Source organism: Micromonospora sp. DSM 43699, from assembly GCF_055517075.1.
Window position 1 is genome coordinate 1 of record NZ_JBTMMT010000080.1, and the last position, 20,878, is coordinate 20,878.

Consider the following 20,878-nt stretch of genomic DNA (forward strand, 5'->3'; position numbering starts at 1 on the left):
GTGACCGACTACCGGGGCTACGCCGGTCAGGTCGCCTCCGGGGTGCTCAAGCCCGGCGACGAGGTGATGGTGCTGCCGTCCGGCTTCACCAGCCGGATCAGCGCGGTCGAGACCGCCGACGGGCCGGTCGACGAGGCGTTCCCCCCGATGTCGGTCACCGTCCGCCTCGCCGACGAGATCGACATCTCCCGCGGCGACATGATCTGCCGACCCAACAACGCCCCCACCGTCTCCCAGGACATCGAGGCGATGGTCTGCTGGATGGACGAGACCAACCCGCTGCGTGTCGGCGGCAGGTACGCCATCAAGCACACCACCCGCTCCGCCCGCGCCATCGTCCGCGAGCTGCACTACCGCCTCGACATCAACACCCTGCACCGCGACGAGGCCAGCACCGAACTCGGGCTCAACGAGATCGGCCGGATCCGGCTGCGCACCACCGTGCCGTTGCTGGTGGACGACTACCACCGCAACCGCACCACCGGCGGCTTCATCATCATCGACGAGGCCACCAACCGCACCGTCGGCGCCGGCATGGTCATCCAGCGGGACTGATCCCGCACCCCGCTCGCTGCCGGGCGGTGACGGTCGGACCGCACCGATCGTCACCGCCCGGCCGGGGCGGGACCGTCACGACCGGACGGGCGGGGGTGCGCCGAACCAACGGATGAGTGCGGCCCGCAGCCGGTCCTCGTCCGAGGCGTCCAGGCCGGACTGCCAGGCCACGTAGCAGTCCGGACGCAGCAGCAGGACGGTCGGCCGGCCGGCCCCGACCGGGCCGGGCCGCCCGGCGTGGGCGTCGACCGGCCCGGTGACCAGATCGGTCCGCCCGGTGTCGACGGCGAACCGCCCGGTGACCACGTCGACCCGGTCCCGCCACGGCTCGGCCACCGGGGCGAGGATGCCGGTGGGGTCGAGCAGCAGGGCACGGGCGGGCCGGGTCAGCTCGGCCAGCCGTACCGGGCCGGCAGCGGTGTGCAGCACCAGGTCGGGTGCCCAGCGCCCGACCAACGGCCCGCCCGACTCCCCCATCTCGTAACGGGCGTCCGCGCCGGCCAGCAGGGCGGCGACGTGGGCGGCGTTCTCCGGCCGGCTGAGCAGTTCGCCGAGTAGCACCCGCAGCGCGGTGACCTCGCTGCCCGGGGCGATCAGCGCCGACTGGGCCTGGGTCGAGATGGTCACCCGCTGGGCCACCGGCCGGCGTTCCGCCTCGTACGAGTCCAGCAGCCCGTCCGGGGCCCAGCCGTGCACCTGCCCGGCCAGCTTCCAGCCCAGGTTCACCGCGTCCTGGAGGCCGAGGTTGAGTCCCGGCCCGCCGATCGCGGAGTGCACGTGGGCGGCGTCGCCGAGCAGCAGCACCCGTCCGGCGCGGTACCGCTCGGCGAGCCGGGTGTTGCCTCCCACCAGGCGGCGTAGCAGGTGCGGCCCTTCGCCGGCCGGCGGATCGACCGGTACGTCGACCCCGAGCACCCGGGCGACACTGGCCCGCATCTCGGCGAGGGTCAGTGGCCCGTCGAACTGCGTCGAGTCGGGCCACTCGATCGTGCTGAGGGTCGGCGGACGCCCGGTGAACGGGGCCCACACGATCAGCCCCCGCTCGGTACGGGTGTGCCGCAACGGCGCGACGATGCCGTACCCGGGGATCGCGAGGCCGCCGGTCGACGCGTCGATCAGCTCCGCCGGCAGACTGACGTGGGCGGTACGGGAGACCGTGCGATCGGTGGACACGCCGGGAAACCCGACCCCGGCCAACCGGCGTACGACGCTGTGCCCACCGTCCGCGCCGACCAGGTAGCGGCAGCGCAGGGTCGTACAGTCGGAGAACGCGACCCGTACGTCGTCCGCCCCCTGGGTCAGCCCGGTCACCTGCTGCCCGCGGCGCACCTGCACGCCCAGCTCGGCGACCCGCTCGGCGAGCACCCGCTCCAGCTGAGCCTGCGGGACCTGGAGCAGGTGCAGCGGGTTGTCCGGCACTGCCCGCAGGTCCAGCGGCAGTGCCCCGAAGACGAACCCGGGCGAGGGCTGCGGCGGGGCCGGATCGTCGACCAGGCGGTGGTACAGGCCGCGCCGGTCGAGCATCCGGACCACCTGACCGACCAGCCCGTTGGCGCGCTGCTCGGTGGTGGGCGCCGACAGCCGCTCGCACACGACCGGTCGGACGCCGGCCAGGGCCAGCTCGGCGGCGAGCATGAGGCCGTTCGGGCCGGCGCCGACGATGATGACATCGATCATGGCAAGGTCCTTTCGAGGGCATGGTGAACCCGCTCGCCGAGATGGCGGCGGACCGTGGGCAGGAACAGGGCAAGGCACCCGACGAGGTGCCGGTGGAGGCGGTGAGCCGCGCGGGGACGGTGCGGAGCGGGCGGTCAGCGCGGTGCCGGGGGTCGTTCAGGATGCGCGGTCAGCGCGGCGTGGGAGGCGGTCCAGGGTGCGCCAGGCGGTCCGCACCGGGCGGTCAGCGTGGAGTGGGGGCCGGCAGGCCGGCAGCGAGTTGGGCCAACGCGTCGGGGAGCACCTGCTGCATCGACATCCGCGGATCGGCGCGGATGAAGTGCCGGATCGCCGCGTTGACGGCAGCGCTCACGCTGGCCGCCACCAGGTGGGGATACAGGTCGCGCTCCAGGTCGGTGCCGGTGCGTTCGGCGACGGCCGCGGCCAGGTCGTCCTCGGCGATCGCGCTCGCGCGCAGCATCTCACCCTGCAACGCCGGCTCGGCCAGCATCACCGTGAGCCCCTCGACCCAATCCGCGTGCGGGCCCGGCGGCGACTGCGCGACCTCCGGGCCGGGTGCGAACTGAGCCAGCGTCGCCTCGGTCAACGCCGCCCACAACGGCTCGTCGGTCGGCCGCAGGCGCAGCGCCTCGGCCGTCCGCCGACTGCGGTCGAGGTGCCGGAAGGCGATCGCCTCGGCCTTGCTGGAGAAATAGTTGTTGAACGTGCGTGGGGACACGCCAGCGGCCTGGGCGATGTCCTCCACCAGCACGTTGTCGAAGCCCCGGGCCACGGTCAGCCGGATCGCCGCCCAACTCAGCGCCGCCCTGGTCTCGATTTTCTTGCGTTCGCGTAGCCCGCCCACGAGAACAGCATACAGAAGAGTGCGCAGCCCGCCCGATTGCGTGCTGCGCACTCTTCTGCTCTGTCGGTTACCCGGTCCGCCACCGCACGCCGACCCCGTCGGGCCGGGCCGGCGGGGTCGGCACGGCCAGCGTCCCGCTCACGCGGGTAGCGCCTGCCGGGAGCGGCCCCGACGGCGGAAGGCGTAGCCGGTGAACAGCAGCAGGACCACGGCTGACGCGACAAGTCCGCCGGTGAGCACCAGTCCGGAGTGGTCCGCACCGGTCGCGGCGGCAGCCGTCGGCCCACCGAAGGAGACCGTGCCGGTCGCGGTGCGCCGGGTCCAGCCTGGCGAGGTCGAGCCGGGCGGCCCACGGCCCGTCCGGCAGCCGGGGGTCCAACAGCACCCGCACGGTGGTGGTGGCGCCGAGGGCGAGCGTGTCCGCCTCGGCCCGGACCGGCCCGACCGACAGCCCACCCGGGCCGTCGAAGAGGCGTAGCTCGCCGGCGAGGTCCAGCGCCCTTCGACCGGTGTTACGCACCTCGGCGGTGACCACCGGCGTACCGTCCCCGTCGCGGTCGCCGGTCAGCCCCGCCACCTCGAAGCCCGACGGCGGTTCGCCGCCGGGCCCGACGGAGAGGTACACCCGGATGCCGACCCGACCGATGTTGCGGACGTTCTGCCCGTCGATGGTGGACACCTCGGCCCAGATGACCGCGTACCGCTCGCCGGCGGACGCCTTCTCCGGCACGGTAATGGTCACCGTGAGCACCGCCTCGTCGTCGGGGTCCAGCTCCACCTCGCCGCGGTCGACGGTGATCCAGCTACTCAGCTCGTTCTGCGTCCGGCCGGGCACGAGGACGAAGCCCGTCCGGTCGACCTCGGCGGCGGCGGCGTAGACGGCGACCTCCCGTCGGACCTCCGAGACGTTCTCCACCACGATCCGCCGGGTGATGGTGGTCCCGGGGTGCACGTGGTCGACGATGTACTTGCGCGCACGGCTGTCGTCGCGTCGGTTCACCGGGCGTCGAGCAGCCGGATCCCGACCGCCGCCGACGGGCCGCTGAAACTCGGGCTCGGCGTGGGCGACGGCGGCGCGGCAAGCGCCGGTGTCCCGGCGGTCACCAGCACGGCGACGGCCAGGACCACGGCACGGAATCGGTCAGGCCACCGAATGGGTGACCACCCCCGAGTAGAGGCCACCGACGGCCGCCGGCGGGATGGTGACCCGGAGGGTGGGGTTCCAGGTGGCCGAGTTGTTGCCGCTGCCGGAGGTCTTGGAGAAGGCCGTCCGGGGCAGGTTCAGCGTCACCGCGTCGGCCGAGGTGGGCTGGCCGGGCACGAAGGTGCCGGTGCCGGTGGTGGCGATTGCCGGACCGGACCAGTACTCCACCAGGTTGGGCAGGATGGTCTCCGAGCCGGTGCCGCCGCCGGTGGTGAACGCGGTGCTGGTCACCGACGCGGTCCAGGTCGCCGACAACGCTGAGCGACTGTCGGTGACTGTGACGTTGCCGAGTGCGCCGGTGATGGTGGAGCCGGCGAAGGCCGCGCCCAGGTTCACCGACGCCGGCACGGCGATGTCCAGGTTGGCGGTGGACACGGTGAAGGTGACGATGGTGTCGCCCGAGGGGGCGGCGGCGGCGGGCGACGCGACGGCGAGCACCGCCGCCCCGGCGGCCAGGGCGAGCATTGGCTTCTTCATGTCCATCAGGCTAGATACTCCCCAGCGCCATAACTCGCATTCGCAACAAATCACCCATTAGGCGACAGAATGGGTGATGGTTCCGGAGTAGAGACCCGCCACCGCACCGACGGGGATAGCCACCCGGACGGTAGGGGCCCAGCTCACCCTGTTCTGCCCATTGCCCGAGGTCTTGCTGAACGCGACCCGCGTCACACTGAGCGTCACCGCCTGCGCGGCGGTGAGCTGACCCGGCACCTTGGTGCCGCCACCCGTCTGCTTGGTCACCGGCCCCGACCAGTAGGAGAGCTGGCTGTTGGCGATGGTGCGGCCCGCGCCACCCCCGCCGGTGACGAACGCCGTGGCGGACACGGTGGCCGTCCAGGTGTTCGGGTTGACCGACCGGGTGTCCGCCACGGTGACGGTCCCCAACGACCCGCTGAGGGTGCTCCCCGCAAGACCCCCACCGAGGTTCGCCGTGGGAGGCACGGTGATGTCGAGCCCGACCACCAACGCCAACGCCCGCACGCGGGCGACCGGCGCCGCACCGGGCGGTGCCACCCCACCCACGAGCAGCAACGGACCGAGCAGGGCTGCCAGAAGATGCACGAGCGATACCATAGGGACCTTTGGGGCTTTTGTCCAATATGACGCACCAGCGGCTGGTGACTCCGAAAGCCCGAACTCGTCGGACACCGCCGGATCGGTCACCTCCACCAGCTGGTCCACGACACGACGGGCCCCAGCCGATCGAGGATCGGCCGGGGCCCGCGCAGTAACCTCGGGTCAGGACAGGTCGAAGCGGTCCAGCTCCATGACCTTGGTCCAGGCCGACACGAAATCGGTCACGAACTTGGCGCCCGCGTCCTGGCTGGCGTAGACCTCGGCGAGGGCACGCAGCTGGGAGTTGGAACCGAAGATCAGGTCGACCGCGGTGGCGGTCCACTTCACCTCGTCGGTGGCCAGGTCCCGGATCTCGTAGACGTGCTCGTCGGACTCCGACGCCCGCCACCGGGTGCCCGGGGAGAGCAGGTTGGCGAAGAAGTCGTTGGTGAGCACGCCGGGCCGGTCGGTGAGGACACCGTGCGACGCGCCACCCACGTTGTTGCCGAGGGCACGCAGTCCGCCTACCAGGACGGTCATCTCCGGCGCGGTCAGGTTGAGCATGTACGCCCGGTCGACGAGCAGCACCTCCGGCTGGGTCTTCTCACCCGGACGCAGGTAGTTGCGGAACCCGTCGGCGCGCGGCTCCATCACCGCGAAGGACTCGACGTCCGTCTCCTCCTGCGAGGCGTCGGTACGCCCCGGGTGGAACGGCACGGTCACCTCGACGCCCGCTTCGCGGGCCGCCTTCTCGACCGCCGCCGAACCGGCCAGCACGATCAGGTCCGCGAGGGAGATCTGTGCGCCACCGGCAGCGTTGAACTCCCGCTGGATCTCCTCCAGGGTCGTCAGCACCGTCGCGAGCTGCTCGGGCTGGTTGACCTCCCAGTTGCGCTGGGGTTCGAGGCGGATCCGGGCGCCGTTGGCGCCGCCGCGCTTGTCGGTGTGCCGGAAGCTCGCGGCCGAGGCCCACGCGGTGGAGACCAGCTGCGCGGTGGTCAGGCCGGCGTCGAGGACCTTCGCCTTGAGGGCGGCGACGTCGGCGTCGGACACCAGCTCGTGGTCGACGGCCGGCACCGGGTCCTGCCACAACTGGGGCTCGGCGACCCACGGCCCGAGGAACCGGCTGACCGGGCCCATGTCCCGGTGCAGCAGCTTGTACCAGGCCTTGGCAAACGCCAGCGCGAACTCGTCCGGGTGCTCCAGGAAGCGGCGCGAGATCTTCTCGTACGCCGGGTCGACGCGCAGCGACAGGTCGGTGGTGAGCATGGTCGGCTTGTGCTTCTTCGCCGGGTCGTGGGCGTCCGGGATGATCGCCTCGGCGTCCTTGGCGACCCACTGCTTCGCCCCGCCGGGGCTGGTGGTCAGCTCCCACTCGTAGCCGAAGAGGATCTCGAAGAAGCGGTTGCTCCACTGCGTCGGCCGGTCGGTCCAGGTCACCTCCAGACCGCTGGTGATCGTGTCACCGCCCTTGCCGCTGCCGTGGGTGCTCAGCCAGCCCAGGCCCTGGGCCTCCAGCGGGGCGCCCTCGGGCTCGGGGCCGACGTGGTCGTCGGCGATGCCGGCGCCGTGGGTCTTGCCGAAGGTGTGGCCACCGGCGATGAGGGCGACGGTCTCCTCGTCGTTCATCGCCATCCGGCGGAAGGTCTCCCGGATGAAGTGCGCCGCCGCCAGCGGGTCCGCGTTGCCGCGGGGGCCCTCCGGGTTGACGTAGATGAGGCCCATCTCGGTCGCACCGACGCCGGCCGACATCTCGCTCTCGGAGGCGTAACGCTCGTCACCGAGCCAGGTGTCCTCCGGGCCCCAGAAGATCTCCTCCGGCTCCCAGACGTCCTGCCGGCCGAAGCCGAAGCCGAAGGTCTTGAAGCCCATCGACTCCAGGGCGACGTTGCCGGCGAGCACGAGCAGGTCGGCCCAGGAGATCTGCTGGCCGTACTTCTGCTTGACCGGCCAGAGCAGCCGGCGGGCCTTGTCCAGGTTGGCGTTGTCGGGCCAGCTGTTGAGCGGCGCGAACCGCTGCCCGCCGTCGCCGGCGCCACCGCGGCCGTCCTCGATCCGGTAGGTGCCGGCGGCGTGCCAGCTCATCCGGATCATCAGGCCGCCGTAGTGGCCGAAGTCGGCCGGCCACCAGTCCTGCGAGGTGGTGAGGACCGTGGTGATGTCCCGCTTGAGAGCCTCGACGTCGAGCTTGGCGAACTCCTTCGCGTAGCTGAAGTCCTCCCCCAGCGGGTTGCCCTTGGCCGAGTGGGCGTGCAGGACCGAGAGGTCGAGCTGGTTGGGCCACCAGTCCCGGTTGGTGCGCGGACGCCCTCCGGTCTTCGGCTTCGGCGAGTCGATCGCCGGGTTCTCGCTCTCGCTGCCCTGCGCGGTCACCGAGTCGTGCGCGACCGGGCAGCCGGCCGCCGCCTTCTGGTCCACGCCCTGTGCACTGGCGGCGGCGTTGTCCTGGGTGTCGCTCATGTACTTCCTTCCGAACTGGTGGATCACTGGGAGGTGCGGTCGGTCGCACAGTCGGGGCAGGTGCCCCAGTAGACGACCTCCGCCTCGTCGACCACGAAACCGTGGTCGTCCGAGGCGGTGAGACAGGGAACATGGCCGACGGCGCAGTCGACGTCGGCTATCGCACCGCAGGAGCGGCACACGACGTGGTGGTGGTTGTCCCCGACCCGCGTCTCGTAGCGGGCGGGCGACCGGCCCGGCTGGATGCGCCGCACCAGGCCGGCCTCGGTGAGCGCCCGCAGCACGTCGTAGACCGCCTGGTGGGAGACCGCGGGAAGGCCCGCCCGGACCAGCGCGATCACCGTGTCGGTGTCGACGTGCGGGTGGTCACGCAGCGCGGCGAGCACGGCCAGTCGGGGCCGCGTGACGCGCAGCGAGACCGCCCGCAGTTGCGCCTCGAGGTCGGCCGTCATGGCACGACCATAGTCCGCTGTTCTGGAACAAATCAAGTTTACCCCCGGCGTGGCGCGGCGCATCGCCGAACCGGCGGGACCGTGGGTTGGTGGGGGCCGGGGTCGTGGGGCCGGCGGGAGCGTGTTCAGTCCGGTGGAGCGGTCACCGGTCGATAGCCGAACCAGTCGAACGCGGCACTGCCCTCGGTGACGTACATGCCGATGACCCGGCCGGTGAAGCCTGCGGCGACCTCGGTGGAGAGGTAGCGCCCGTCGAGTTCGGCCAGCACTACGGGGCCGGCCGGGCCGGCCACCTCGAACGTGATCATGTCGCAGCCGGCGGCGCGTACCCCCCGGGGTGCGGTCCCGGCTGCCAACTCGGCGGCGGAGGTCACGGTCGGCGGAAAGATGTCGTGGGTGCGGGTGGCGATCGTCAGGACCAGCGGGCCGTCCGGCACGGCGCGGGAGGCGAAGACCTGCCGGAACGGCCCGACCCGGCCGACGACCCGGACCGTGCCGGCCACCACCTCCAGGTCGTAGTGGTGCGCCTCGTCGATCCGGACGGTGAGCCCGGCGGTGCCGCCGCCCGGGTCCACCCGGATGCTGGTTCGGCAGTCGTGGTGCCGCTGCCGCAGCGCCACGATCGTCGCGCCGGCGAGGTCGAGGGTCGTGCCCGTGGCGTGCAGGGTGAGCCAGCCCGGCCGGGCGGTCAGCGACCAGGAATCGTCGGGTCGACCGCGCGGCGAGATCCACTCGGGTGCCAGGACCGTCGTGTCGAAGTCGTCGTGGTAGGCACCGGGGTCGGCCGGGGCGGCACCGGCCGGGGCGCTGCCGGCGGGCGCGGCGGTGAGCTCCCGGACCGGGTCGACGACCGGCCAACCGTCGACCCAGCGCACCGGGGCGAGGAAGGTCTCGCGGCCGAGGACGTGGTAGGGCGGCCACTGCCCCCTGGCCCGGATGCCGAGCAGCACCAGCCACCAACTGCCGTCGACCGCTTGGACCAGGTCGGCGTGCCCGGTGGCCTGCACGGGCAGGTCGCTGCCCCGATGGGTGAGGATCGGGTTGGCCGGGGCGGGCGTGAACGGGCCGCGCGGGCTGCGCGACCGGGCCACGGAGACGGCGTGGCCGGTGTGCGTGCCACCCTCGGAGAGCAGCAGGTACCACCAGTCGTCGATCCGGTAGAGGTGCGGTGCCTCGGGGTACTGACCGCCGGTACCCGACCACAGCCGGATCGGGCCCTCCAGCACCTCCCCCTTGTCCGGGTCGATCCGGTAGGCGTCCACCCCGGAGGTGGTCAGCCAGCAGTCGCCGTCGTCGTCCCAGGCCAGCGAGGGGTCGACGTGGGGCAGGTCGAGATAGACCGGCGCCGACCACGGGCCGGTGGGTGCCGGTGCGGTGACGATGAGGTGCCGGCCCCGGCTGACGTCGGTGGTGATCAGCCAGAACCGGCCGTCGTGGTGGCGCAGGGTAGGCGCGAAGACGCCCCCGGACGCCACGGTGTCCGAGGGCAGATCCAGTTGGTCGGGTCGGTCGAGGACGTTGCCGATCTGCCGCCAGTTGACCAGGTCACGGCTGTGCAACAGGGGTACGCCGGGAAAGTACTCGAAGCTGGAGCAGACGAGGTAGTAGTCCGCACCCACCCGGCAGACACTCGGGTCGGGATGGAAACCGGGGACGACCGGATTGCGGTAGGACGGTCCGGCGGGCACCGGGTGTCACCTCCCTGGCGGTCGTCGACCACATTGGACGGTGCCCGCATCCTGCAGGACAACGCACCAACCGAGAATGTTTGCGATAACACTCCGCGACCCTGGATGCTACGGAAGGTTCCCCCGGGGTTCAAGGTCCTCCACCCGGACCCGCCGGAGCGCGAGCAGGAGACGCCGGCAGGGGCGCGCGGATCCGGCGAGGAACATCCGCGCAACATGGCCGTCATATCTTGACGGGGCCTCCGGAATCCACGAGAGTCCATATAAGGCGAGACGGCGCGCCGCCGGGAGCTCGACGCGCCGTCGTGGCATCCACGGATGCCGACGTCAGGGTGCGCGGGGCCACACCTGTTAACGCTAACAGCGGCGTCTCCGTTATTGGCTGATCGAAACACCGGTTCGGGCCGGGGCGATCGGTGGGGTCCCCGATCGCGGATCTACGGCGACGGTCGCCCCACCCTGCCCTGATGTCGTCCGACCCGCCGGGCCGTCCCACCGACAGGAGGCACGGAACGGCACTCCGGCCGCCGGCGCGTCCACGACGTTCGGCTTCACCTGCACCCGTCCCGATCCGCACCGCTGGGAGAGACCATGTCTGAAGTGACCCGAAGGAACGTCCTCAAGGCCGGGGCGGCGGGGGCCGGTGCCGCGCTGGTGCCGGTCGCCTGGAGCGCGACCGCCCACGCCGACGCGGCGGCGCCACCGCAGGTGCTGGCCGCGAACGACCTGGCCCTGTGGTACGACGAGGGGGCCGGCACCGACTGGCTCCGCGCCCTGCCGATCGGCAACGGCCGGCTCGGCGCGATGGTGTTCGGCAACGTCGACACCGAACGGCTCCAGCTCAACGAGGACACCGTCTGGGCCGGCGGCCCGTACGACTCGGCAAACACCCGGGGCGCGGCCAACCTGGCCGAGATCCGGCGGCGGGTCTTCGCCGACCAGTGGACCTCGGCGCAGGACCTGATCAACCAGACCATGATGGGCACCCCGGGAGGTCAGCTCGCCTACCAGACGGTGGGCAATCTCCGGCTCGCCTTCGGCTCGGCCAGCGGGGTGTCGCAGTACACCCGGACCCTGGACCTCACCACCGCCACGGTCACCACGAGCTACGTACTGAACGGCGTACGGCACCAGCGGGAGGTCTTCGCCAGCGCGCCCGACCAGGTGATCGTGGTCCGGTTGACCGCCGACCGGGCCAACTCGATCACGTTCTCCGCCACCTTCGACAGCCCGCAGCGCACCACCGTGTCGAGCCCGGACGCCGCCACCATCGGGCTGGACGGCATCTCCGGTAGCCAGGAGGGGGTCAACGGCTCGGTGCGGTTCCTGGCCCTGGCCAACGCCGCCGCGACCGGGGGCACGGTCAGCAGTTCCGGCGGCACGCTGCGGGTGTCCGGGGCCACCAGTGTGACCATCCTGATCTCCATCGGCTCCAGCTACGTCAACTACCGCACCGTCAACGGCGACTACCAGGGCATCGCCCGGACCCGGCTCAACGCCGCCAAGAGCGTTGCCATCGAGCAGTTGCGCAGCCGGCATCTCGCCGACTACCAGGCGCTGTTCAACCGGGTGAGCATCAACCTGGGGCGTACGGCCGCGGCCGACCAGACGACCGACGTACGGATCGCGCAGCACGCGAGCACCAACGACCCGCAGTTCGCCGCGCTGCTGTTCCAGTTCGGGCGGTACCTGCTGATCTCCTCCTCGCGGCCGGGCACCCAGCCGGCCAACCTCCAGGGCATCTGGAACGACTCGTTGTCGCCCTCCTGGGACTCGAAGTACACCATCAACGCCAACCTGCCGATGAACTACTGGCCGGCCGACACGACGAACCTGTCGGAGTGCTTCTCGCCGGTCTTCGACATGGTCAAGGACCTGACGGTGACCGGGGCGCGGGTCGCCCAGGCGCAGTACGGCGCCGGTGGCTGGGTCACCCACCACAACACCGACGCCTGGCGGGGCGCGTCGGTGGTCGACGGGGCGCTGTGGGGCATGTGGCAGACCGGTGGGGCCTGGCTGGGCACCCTGATCTGGGACCACTACCTGTTCACCGGCGACCTGGGCTTCCTCCAGGCCAACTACCCGGCCCTCAAGGGCGCCGCCCAGTTCTTCCTCGACACGTTGGTCGCCCACCCGTCGCTGGGCTACCTGGTGACGAACCCGTCGAACTCGCCGGAGCTGCCGCACCACGCGAACGCCAGCGTCTGCGCCGGCCCGACGATGGACAACCAGATCCTGCGGGACCTGTTCGACGCCGCGGCCCGGGCCAGCGAGACGCTCGGGGTGGACACCACCTTCCGGTCGCAGGTACGCACCGCCAAGGACCGGCTGCCCCCGAGCCGCGTCGGTTCGCGCGGCAACGTCCAGGAGTGGCTTGCCGACTGGGTCGAGACCGAGCGGAACCACAGGCACGTCTCCCACCTGTACGGCCTGCACCCCAGCAACCAGATCACCAAGCGGGGCACCCCGGCGCTGTACGAGGCCGCCCGCAAGACCCTGGAGCTGCGGGGCGACGACGGCACCGGCTGGTCCCTCGCCTGGAAGATCAACTTCTGGGCCCGGCTGGAGGACGGCGCCCGCGCCCACAAGCTCCTGCGCGACCTGGTACGCACCGACCGGCTCGCGCCGAACATGTTCGACCTGCACCCGCCGTTCCAGATCGACGGCAACTTCGGCGCCACCTCCGGCATCGCCGAGATGCTGCTGCACAGCCACACCGGCGAGTTGAACGTGCTGCCCGCGCTGCCGAGCGCCTGGCCCACCGGCCAGGTCGCCGGCCTGCGGGGGCGCGGCGGCTACACCATCGGCGTGGCCTGGAGCAACGGTCAGGCCGACGAGATCGGGATCCGTGCCGACCGCGACGGCACGCTGCGGCTGCGGTCCCGGCTGTTCACCGGCAGCTTCACCCTGGCCGACGTCACCGACGGCAGCGCACCGGCCACCACCCGACCGGAGACCGACGTCGTCCAGTTCGCCGTCCGCGCCGGTCACACCTACCGGGCGGCCCGCCCCGGCGTCACGCCGACCCCGACCCTGACCGCCACTCCCACCCCCACTCCCACGTCCACCCCCACCGCCACGCCCACCCCCGTCCCCACGACGCCGACCCCGGCCCCGACCACCAGCTCCCCCGCGCCCTCGGGCGCCCGGGCGACGTACGCGGTGACGGGTTCGTGGTCGGGTGGTTTCCAGGCCGAGGTCACCGTGACCGCCGGCGCGACCGCGATCCGCGGCTGGACGGTGTCCTGGACGTTCACCAACGGTCAGACCATCAGCCAGATCTGGGGTGGCTCGCACACCCAGAGCGGCGCGAACGTGACGGTGAAGAACGTCGACTACAACGGGGCGCTGGCAGCCGGCGCCTCCACCACCTTCGGCTTCATCGGCACCGTGGGCGGCACCAACAACGCGCCGACGAACCTCACCTGCACGACGAGCTGACCTGTGCGAGACGTGTGTCGCCGCCTCGCTCCGCCCTCGGCCGATCGAGGTGGCGACGTGCGTCCCGTCCCCTGCCGGTACGCACGAACCCACCCCTGTGGAAACGGACGGAAGAACATGAGAAGACCAACTACCCGCGGGCGTCGCCTGCTGACCGCCCTGGCGACCGGGCTCCTGGTGGTGGCGGGCCCGGCGGTGGTGCTGCGGACCACCCCGGCGCTGGCCCTCGACAACGGGGTGGCCCGCACCCCGCCGATGGGTTGGAACAGCTGGAACACCTTCGGCTGCAACATCAACGAGACGCTCATCCGGCAGATGACCGACGCGATGGTCAGCTCCGGCATGAAGGACGCCGGCTACCAGTACGTCGTCGTCGACGACTGCTGGATGAACCCGAACCGTGACTCGGCCGGAAACCTGCAGGGCGACCCGAGCCGCTTCCCGTCGGGCATGAAGGCGCTGGGTGACTACATCCACGCCCGGGGGCTGAAGTTCGGCCTCTACCAGGCACCGCTGGACAAGACCTGCGCGCAGTACTTCAACAGCTATCCCGGCGCCACCGGTTCCCAGGGACACGAGGCGCAGGACGCCCGCCAGTTCGCCGCCTGGGGCGTCGACTACCTCAAGTACGACTGGTGCTCCCCCAGCGGCACCATCGACCAGCAGGTCACCACGTTCGCCAAGATGCGCGACGGGCTGGCCGCCGCCGGTCGCCCGATCGTGCTGAGCATCAACTCGAACAGCATCCACTCCAAGACCGGGCCGCAGCGCAACTGGGGCGACGTGTCCAACATGTGGCGCACCACCGAGGACATCACCAACACCTGGAACAGCGGCCAGACCAACGGCTACCCGATGGGCATCCAGAACATCGTCGACGTCACCGTCCCGCTCGCCGCGCGGGCCAAGCCCGGCGCGTTCAACGACATGGACATGATGGAGGTCGGCCGCGGCGGCATGACCGACACCGAGATGCGTAGCCACTTCGCGCTCTGGGCCATCCTGGCCTCGCCGCTGATCGCCGGCAACGACCTGCGCAACATGAACGCGGCGACCCAGACCATCCTCAAGAACGCCAACCTCGTCGGGATCAGCCAGGACCCGCTCGCTCTCCAGGCCAGCCAGGTCTCGTTCGACGGCACCCGCCGGGTGCTGGCCAAGCGGCTGGCCAACGGGGACGTCGCGGTCGCCCTGTTCAACCAGGGAACGGCCGCCACCACGATCAGCACCACCGCCGCCGCCATCGGGTTGTCGGGCGCGTCGTTCACCCTGCGCGACGCGTGGAGCAACACGACAAGCACCACCTCCGGCGCCATCTCGGCAAGCGTGCCGGGCCACGGCACGGTCGTCTACCGGGTCAGCGGCGCGACCAGCACCCCCACCCCGACCACCACCCCACCCCCCCCCACGCCGACCACTCCGGCCCCGACCACCCCGCCGCCGACCACCCCGCCGCCGACCGCCGGCCCCTGCCAGGTCACGTACGCGATCAGCAGCCAGTGGCCGGACGGGTTCCAGGCCGAGGTGACGGTCCGCAACACCGGTAGCACGGCGATCAACGGGTGGAACCTGCGGTGGTCGTTCGCCAACGGCCAGCAGGTCAACCAGGCATGGGGCGCCACCTACACGCAGAGCGGCGCGCAGGTCACCGCCACGAACGCCGGCTGGAACGGCACCATCGCTGCCGGGGCCAGCGCGAACTTCGGTTTCATCTCCAGCTGGTCCGGCGGCAACGCCAAGCCGACCGCGTTCACCCTCAACGGCCAGGAGTGCAGCGTGGCCTGACCGGGAACCGGCTCCGCCCGCGGAGGTACGGACCCCCTGTCATGACGTCGGCCCGATGCCGGGGCAGCTCATGACAGGGGGACCACCTTCCCCGCAGGACGATCGGTGGCACCGGCCCGGCCGGCGTACGGCCAGGTCAGTCGTGCGGTGCGGCCAGGTCAGGCGGTGCGCATGGCCGGTCAGTTGTTCAGCGTGGCGAGCAGGGCGGTGGCCATGCCCTGTTCGCCACGGGCGTTCGGGTGGAAGGGTGCCGCCGCGTTCTCCGGCACCAGACCCTCCACCCACCGGGTACCGCTGCTCTTGCAGGTGTCGCGCCCGATCGACGGGGTGTAGACGTCCGCGTAGCCGGCACCGTTCGCGGCGGCGGTGTTGGCCAGCATCGCGTTGAGCGACTTGGCGACGCTCCGCAGGTACGGCACGTCCTGGTAGGCGATCGGGACCACCGGCCAGCAGCCGTACCCGGAGTCCGGCACGATCGCCGGGTAACCGAGCACCACGATCCGCGCGCCGGGCGCGGCCTGGCGGACCGCCTGGAGCACGGCGGTCACCTTCGGCGCGGTGGCGGTGATCCTGGCCTGCAACTGGTCGGTGCCGCCGGCGGTGTACCGGTTCTTGCACGGCGATCCCAGCGGGCTGCTGAAGCTCGCCTGCGCGCAGTCGCTGATGATGCTGGAGAAGCCGATGTCGTTGCCGCCGATCTGCACCGTCACCAGCGCCGTGTTCGGGGTGACGGCGTTGAGCTGCGGCGGCAGCGCGCCGCCCAGGGAGCCGCTGCCACCGAACCGGATGTCGTCGGTGGTGGCCCCGGAGCAGCTCACGTCGGCGAACGACGCCGAACCGGCGGAGGCGGCGACCAGCGAGGGGTAGTTGCGGTTGGAGCGCAGGCAGTTCAGGTCGACCTGGGTGGGGATCAGCGGACCTGAGGTGTACGAGTCGCCGAGCGCGACGTAGCGTCCGGCGGGGACGGCGGCGTGGGCAGGTGCGGCGACGGCGAGCAGCACACCGGCGGTGGCCGCGACGAGCGCGACCGTCCGGGTGGCGGCTCGCAGCAGCGGCAGGCGGGGACGGGGCATGACGCCTCCCAGGGCGGATCACGGGGGTGGTGGTGCCGCGATCCTGCCGCTGCCGGTGCCCGACGTCAATATAGACAGGCCTCACTAACCTGCCGTCCGGGGTGTGGGTCCGGACCGAGCCGGGCCGGCGACCCGGCCTGCGGATGACATCGATTGACGGATGTGGAAGCCAGGCGAGATAATCTCGGCGGAGCCGGGCTGGCTGCGGGCCGAGGGACACCGCACCACAAGACCGACGTGAGCTCGCCGACGGCGAATCAGGGCCGTCGGTCGCACCGTCACCACCCGGCGCATCCGATCACCACGTCTGCGGCCACTGCGCCCCCGAACGGGACCAACCGCTCCCGCCGGTAGAGCCGCCTCGTCGACGCGGCCGACAGCCGTCGCCGCCTCACTCCTGCGGGAGGATCACAGATGTCACCCACACGTTTCCGGTTCAGGTTGGCGGTGTCGCTGTTCGCCACCGCCACCGTCGCCACCACCGCCGCGCTCGCCGGCACCGTACCCGCGCAGGCCGCGGCCGGCTGTCGGGTCACCTACACGGTGTCGAGTCAGTGGCCGGGCGGCTTCGGCGCGAACATCGACCTGACCAACCTAGGCGATCCGCTCACCAGTTGGCGGTTGACCTGGTCGTTCACCGCAGGCCAGGTGATCGACCAGCTGTGGAACGGCGCGGTGACCCAGTCCGCCGGCCGGGTCACGGTCACCAATGCCAGCTGGAACGGCAACCTCGGCGCCGGGGCGAGCGCACAGCTCGGCTTCGGCGCCTCGTGGAACAATTCGGCGAACCCGGTGCCTGTCGACTTCGCCCTCAACGGGGTGCCGTGCACCGGCCGTACCACCAGCCCCACCGCACCACCGACCACCGCGCCGCCCACGACCACGCCGCCCACCACGCCACCGCCGACCACCCCACCACCGACCACGCCACCGCCGACCACGCCGCCACCGACCACGCCGCCACCGTCGTCGGGCGCGCTGGACCAGACGGCGACGGTGGGTCGGGTCAAGGCGGTGGGCACCAGCGCCCAGTTCACCTGGCCGGGCATCTACTTCGAGGGCCGGTTCCGCGGCACCGGGGTCGGGATCGTCCTCGACGACGCGCAGAACGACTACACCGTGCAGGTCGACGGGAAGGCAGTCGCCACCCTGGTCACGCCGGGCCGGACCACCTACTGGGTGCGCGACCTCGCCAGCGGCGAGCACACCGTACGACTGGTCAAGCGCACCGAGAGCCCGTGGGCCGCGGGCGAGTTCGGCGGCCTCGTCCCCGCCGCCGGCGGTGCGATCCTGGCCAAGCCCGCCGCCCGTAGCCGGCAGATCGAGTTCATCGGCGACTCCTGGACGGCCGGTTACGGCAACATGTCGACCACCCGCGACTGCTCCGCCAACGGCGGAGTCACCCGCAACTCCAACGCCGACGTCACCTTCGGCGCGCTCACCGCGCAGAGCCTGAACGCCGACTACCAGCTCACCGCCTGGTCCGGCCTCGGCATGGTGCGCAACTACAACGGTGGCGGCACGGACAACTTCCGTACCTACTACGAGACGGATCTCCAGGCCCTGTGGAACAGCACGGTGTGGCAGAAGCCGAGCACCTGGAAGCCGCAACTGGTCGTGGTCGGGCTGGGCATCAACGACTTCTCCACCGCCCTCAACCCCGGTGAGCGGTGGTCCACCATCGACCAGCTCGCCGCCGACTACCGGACCGCCTACCTGGCCTTCATCGACAAGCTGCGTAGCCGGTACGGGCCCGACACGTTCATCGTGCTCACCTACCCCGACCTGTCCCCCACCACCGCGCTCGCCAGCTCCGTCCAGCAGGTCGTCCAGACCCGCACCAGTCGGGGCGACACCCGGATCCGTTCGCTGTACTACGACGACAACGCGCTGGGGTTGGACAAGCTCGGCTGCGACTGGCACCCCTCCCGGCGCGACGACCAGCTCCTCGCCGGCGCGCTTACCCGGTTCGTGAACACCCTGCCGCTGAACTGGTGAACCGGGCTTCCGGCTGACGCCGGAGCGGACAGGCGTCCCGGCCGCCGAGGGCCGACGGTGGGTGCACCGTCGGCCCTCGGCGGTAGCCGAAGCGGCATCCGTCGCGCAACAGGTCGCAAGATCGTGCTGCAACCATGTTGTCAACACCGTTGCGTTAACGCCGTGGGCGGCTGGTCAACCCGGGACAGGAAGTGCCCGATCGGGGAGCGGGGTGGGCCCGCTTGGCGATCATGGAGTGGTGGTGCCGACTTTGGGGGTTTTACGGGCGTTCTGTTACCCACCACAACTCCATGATCGGCGAGGCAGCGGTGGTCGACGCAGCGGTGGTCGACGAACAGCCGTTCCACCTAACGCAACGGTGTTGACCATGTTGTAGTGGCCTCCCGAACGGCGGAGGCCACTACAACATGGTTGCAGCGTAATCATGGAAGTGCGGACGGCGATGGCGGTCGGGAACCCCGTTTCCACTGCTCCGGACGGCACACCGCCCCCTGTTGACATCATACGTCATACGGATTACGTTCGTAATCATCGATGCATATGATCATCTACCGCCTCAGCAGGGGTGGTAACGCCACACCCATGGCCGTTGCCCCTACCCACGGGCGGTCGATCGCGCCCACCGCAGCATCCCGGTCCCGAAAGGAGTTCCTCCTGATGTCGAGACATCGCCTCGTAGCCGGTGCCGTCGCGGGGGTCGCGGCACTCGCCCTCACCATCGGCGGCGCCGCAGTCACCGCCGGAGCCAGCCCACCCGCCTCCGCAAAGGACGCCACCCCCCTCGCAGCAACCGCCGGCTGCGGCAAGACACCCACCCTCACCAACGGCAACCGCACCATCACCAGCAGCGGCCAGAACCGCTCATACATCCTGCGCATCCCCGACAACTACGACCGCAACCACCCCTACAAACTCATCTTCGCCTTCCACTGGAACGGCGGCACCGCCAACGACGTCGACTCCGGCGGCACCAGCGGATACCCCTGGTCCTACTACGGCATCCGCGCCCTCTCCAACAACACCGCGATCTTCGTCGCCCCCCAGGGCATCGGCAACGGCTGGGCCAACAGCGGAGACCGGGACCTCACCTTCGTCGACGACATGATGCGCCAGATCGAGTCAGACCTCTGCGTCGAGACCACGCAACGATTCGCCATGGGCTTCAGCTACGGCGGCGGCATGAGCTACGCCATCGCCTGCGCCCGCGCCACCACCTTCCGCGCCGTCGCCGTCTACTCCGGCGGCCAACTCAGCGGCTGCAACGGCGGCACCCAACCCATCGCCTACATCGGCATCCACGGCCTCCGCGACACCGTGCTCCCCATCGCCACCGGACGATCCCTCCGCGACCGATTCGTCCGCAACAACGGCTGCACCCCCCAAAACCCACCAGAACCCACACAGGGCAGCCTCACCCACACCATCACCTACTACTCAGGCTGCCGGACCGGATACCCCGTCGCCTGGGCACCCTTCGACGGCGGACACGCCCCCAACGCCGTAGACGGCACCGCCGACCCCTACGCCCCCGGCGAAAAATCCTGGACCCGACCCATCGTCTGGAACTTCTTCACCCAATTCGACAGCACCACCCCACCCACCACCCCACCGGCGACCCCGACCACCCCACCCGCGACCCCGACCACGCCCCCGGCGACCCCGACCACCCCGCCGGCCGGCGGTAGCGGCTGCTCCGCCAGCGTGACGGTGAACCAGTGGAACGGTGGCTTCACCGCCTCCGTACAGGTCACCGCCGGCTCCACCGGCACCACCGGCTGGACCGTCAGCACGACCCTGCCCGGTGGGGCCAGCGTCACAAACACCTGGAACGCCACCGCCAGTGGCAGCAGCGGCACGGTGCGCTTCACCAACGTCAGCTACAACGGCCAACTCGGTGCCGGCCAGGTGGCGGAGTTCGGTTTCCAGGGCAACGGCAGCGGGACCGGGATGACTCCCACCTGCACCGCGCGCTGACCGGGCGTACGACGCGAACCCCCGAAGCGGCGCTTCCGGGCCGGTGTGTCAGGAGTGGTCTCCTGGCGCACCGGCCCCGGACCGTCGTACCGTCCGCCGACGGCGGGTCGGCCGACCCGCCGTCACCCGATCCGCGAATTCGTGGTGGCCGATCGGCGATCCACCGCTCGGACATGCCTCTTGCTGCCATGATGGCGGACGTGGGAGCTGCGAAAACCAATACGCCTGTCATCTCGCCGCTGGCCGGCGAGCCGATCAAACGCGCCGATGCGGAACGGCTCGCGGGGGTGCTGAAGGCCTTCGCCGACCCGGCCCGGCTAAGACTGCTCAGCCTGATCCAGTCGGCCCCGGAGGGCGAGGCGTCCGTCACCGACCTCACCGCGCCGCTCGGCCTGTCCCAGCCGACGGTGAGCCATCACCTGAGGATCCTCACCGAGGCCGGTCTGATCGAACGCGAGAAGCGTGGGGTCTGGGCGTACTACCGCACGGTCCCCGCCGCAATCGCCGCGATCGCCGACCTGTTGACACCACCCCGCAAACGGGCGACGAAGAAGACCCGCTGAGCGGCGCACATCGGTCACAGTCAGCGTCAGGGCCAGTCCGCCAGGTACCCCCACGGCCTTTCACCACTCGGCCGCCGTTCGGGCGTACGGCGGAGCACCTCCGTG

At 71.1% G+C, this 20,878-nt stretch carries 16 protein-coding genes; 6 read left to right on the forward strand and 10 right to left on the reverse strand.

Annotated features, from left to right (window positions below):
• The coding region (locus tag AC0AIB_RS27290; protein ID WP_465097747.1) for an elongation factor 1-alpha C-terminal domain-related protein at positions 1 to 555 on the forward strand (555 nt) is incomplete at its 5' end.
• Positions 556 to 630: 75 nt separating this feature from the next.
• Here AC0AIB_RS27290 and AC0AIB_RS27295 read toward each other — a convergent pair.
• The 9 genes from AC0AIB_RS27295 to AC0AIB_RS27335 all read right to left on the reverse strand — a co-directional run bounded on the left by AC0AIB_RS27295 (position 631) and on the right by AC0AIB_RS27335 (position 9,939).
• Entirely contained in the window at positions 631 to 2,232 is a 1,602-nt protein-coding gene (locus tag AC0AIB_RS27295) for an FAD-dependent monooxygenase (RefSeq protein WP_465097748.1), read from the reverse strand.
• A gap of 223 nt (positions 2,233 to 2,455) precedes the next feature.
• Positions 2,456 to 3,076, reverse strand: a complete 621-nt coding sequence (locus AC0AIB_RS27300) for an acyl-CoA-like ligand-binding transcription factor (protein ID WP_465097749.1) — start codon at positions 3,074 to 3,076, stop codon at positions 2,456 to 2,458.
• Positions 3,077 to 3,143: 67 nt separating this feature from the next.
• Positions 3,144 to 4,076: a COG1361 family protein gene (locus AC0AIB_RS27305; protein ID WP_465097750.1), complete on the reverse strand. Its 933-nt coding sequence runs from the start codon at positions 4,074 to 4,076 to the stop codon at positions 3,144 to 3,146.
• Positions 4,073 to 4,204: a hypothetical protein gene (locus AC0AIB_RS27310; protein ID WP_465097751.1), complete on the reverse strand. Its 132-nt coding sequence runs from the start codon at positions 4,202 to 4,204 to the stop codon at positions 4,073 to 4,075. The genes AC0AIB_RS27305 and AC0AIB_RS27310 overlap by 4 nt, the downstream gene beginning before the upstream one ends.
• A gap of 13 nt (positions 4,205 to 4,217) precedes the next feature.
• Positions 4,218 to 4,757, reverse strand: a complete 540-nt coding sequence (locus AC0AIB_RS27315) for a hypothetical protein (RefSeq protein ID WP_465097752.1) — start codon at positions 4,755 to 4,757, stop codon at positions 4,218 to 4,220.
• A 57-nt stretch (positions 4,758 to 4,814) separates the two neighbouring features.
• The gene (locus AC0AIB_RS27320; protein WP_465097753.1) at positions 4,815 to 5,345 is read right to left on the reverse strand and encodes a hypothetical protein; all 531 of its coding nucleotides are present in this window, start codon (positions 5,343 to 5,345) and stop codon (positions 4,815 to 4,817) included.
• Positions 5,346 to 5,522: 177 nt separating this feature from the next.
• Positions 5,523 to 7,799 (reverse strand): catalase/peroxidase HPI, encoded by a 2,277-nt coding sequence (katG, locus tag AC0AIB_RS27325; RefSeq protein WP_328348016.1) that lies wholly within the window; start codon positions 7,797 to 7,799, stop codon positions 5,523 to 5,525.
• 23 nt (positions 7,800 to 7,822) lie between these two features.
• On the reverse strand, positions 7,823 to 8,251 hold the full coding sequence (locus AC0AIB_RS27330) for a Fur family transcriptional regulator (RefSeq protein WP_328348018.1): 429 nt from the start codon (positions 8,249 to 8,251) through the stop codon (positions 7,823 to 7,825).
• Positions 8,252 to 8,376: 125 nt separating this feature from the next.
• Complete coding sequence (locus tag AC0AIB_RS27335; protein WP_328348020.1) at positions 8,377 to 9,939, reverse strand: glycoside hydrolase family 43 protein; 1,563 nt, start codon at positions 9,937 to 9,939, stop codon at positions 8,377 to 8,379.
• Positions 9,940 to 10,530: 591 nt separating this feature from the next.
• Between AC0AIB_RS27335 and AC0AIB_RS27340 the strand changes: the two genes are divergently transcribed.
• Both AC0AIB_RS27340 and AC0AIB_RS27345 read left to right on the forward strand, forming a co-directional pair.
• Positions 10,531 to 13,380, forward strand: coding sequence for a glycosyl hydrolase family 95 catalytic domain-containing protein (locus AC0AIB_RS27340; RefSeq protein ID WP_465097754.1), 2,850 nt, complete (start codon positions 10,531 to 10,533; stop codon positions 13,378 to 13,380).
• A gap of 117 nt (positions 13,381 to 13,497) precedes the next feature.
• Complete coding sequence (locus AC0AIB_RS27345) at positions 13,498 to 15,165, forward strand: cellulose binding domain-containing protein (protein ID WP_465097755.1); 1,668 nt, start codon at positions 13,498 to 13,500, stop codon at positions 15,163 to 15,165.
• Positions 15,166 to 15,344: 179 nt separating this feature from the next.
• Here the strand turns inward: AC0AIB_RS27345 and AC0AIB_RS27350 are convergent, their stop codons facing one another.
• Complete coding sequence (locus tag AC0AIB_RS27350; protein WP_328348025.1) at positions 15,345 to 16,238, reverse strand: SGNH/GDSL hydrolase family protein; 894 nt, start codon at positions 16,236 to 16,238, stop codon at positions 15,345 to 15,347.
• A 414-nt stretch (positions 16,239 to 16,652) separates the two neighbouring features.
• On the opposite strand from AC0AIB_RS27350, the gene AC0AIB_RS27355 reads away from it, so the two are divergent.
• The 3 genes from AC0AIB_RS27355 (at position 16,653) to AC0AIB_RS27365 (ending at position 20,773) form a co-directional block, all read left to right on the forward strand.
• Positions 16,653 to 18,236 carry a cellulose binding domain-containing protein gene (locus AC0AIB_RS27355; protein ID WP_465097756.1) on the forward strand — a complete coding sequence of 528 codons (1,584 nt, stop codon included), beginning with the start codon at positions 16,653 to 16,655 and terminating at the stop codon, positions 18,234 to 18,236.
• A gap of 657 nt (positions 18,237 to 18,893) precedes the next feature.
• On the forward strand, positions 18,894 to 20,210 hold the full coding sequence (locus AC0AIB_RS27360) for a CE1 family esterase (RefSeq protein WP_465097757.1): 1,317 nt from the start codon (positions 18,894 to 18,896) through the stop codon (positions 20,208 to 20,210).
• Between the two features lie 191 nt (positions 20,211 to 20,401).
• Entirely contained in the window at positions 20,402 to 20,773 is a 372-nt protein-coding gene (locus tag AC0AIB_RS27365) for an ArsR/SmtB family transcription factor (RefSeq protein ID WP_176738918.1), read from the forward strand.
• Positions 20,774 to 20,878 lie beyond the last annotated feature (105 nt).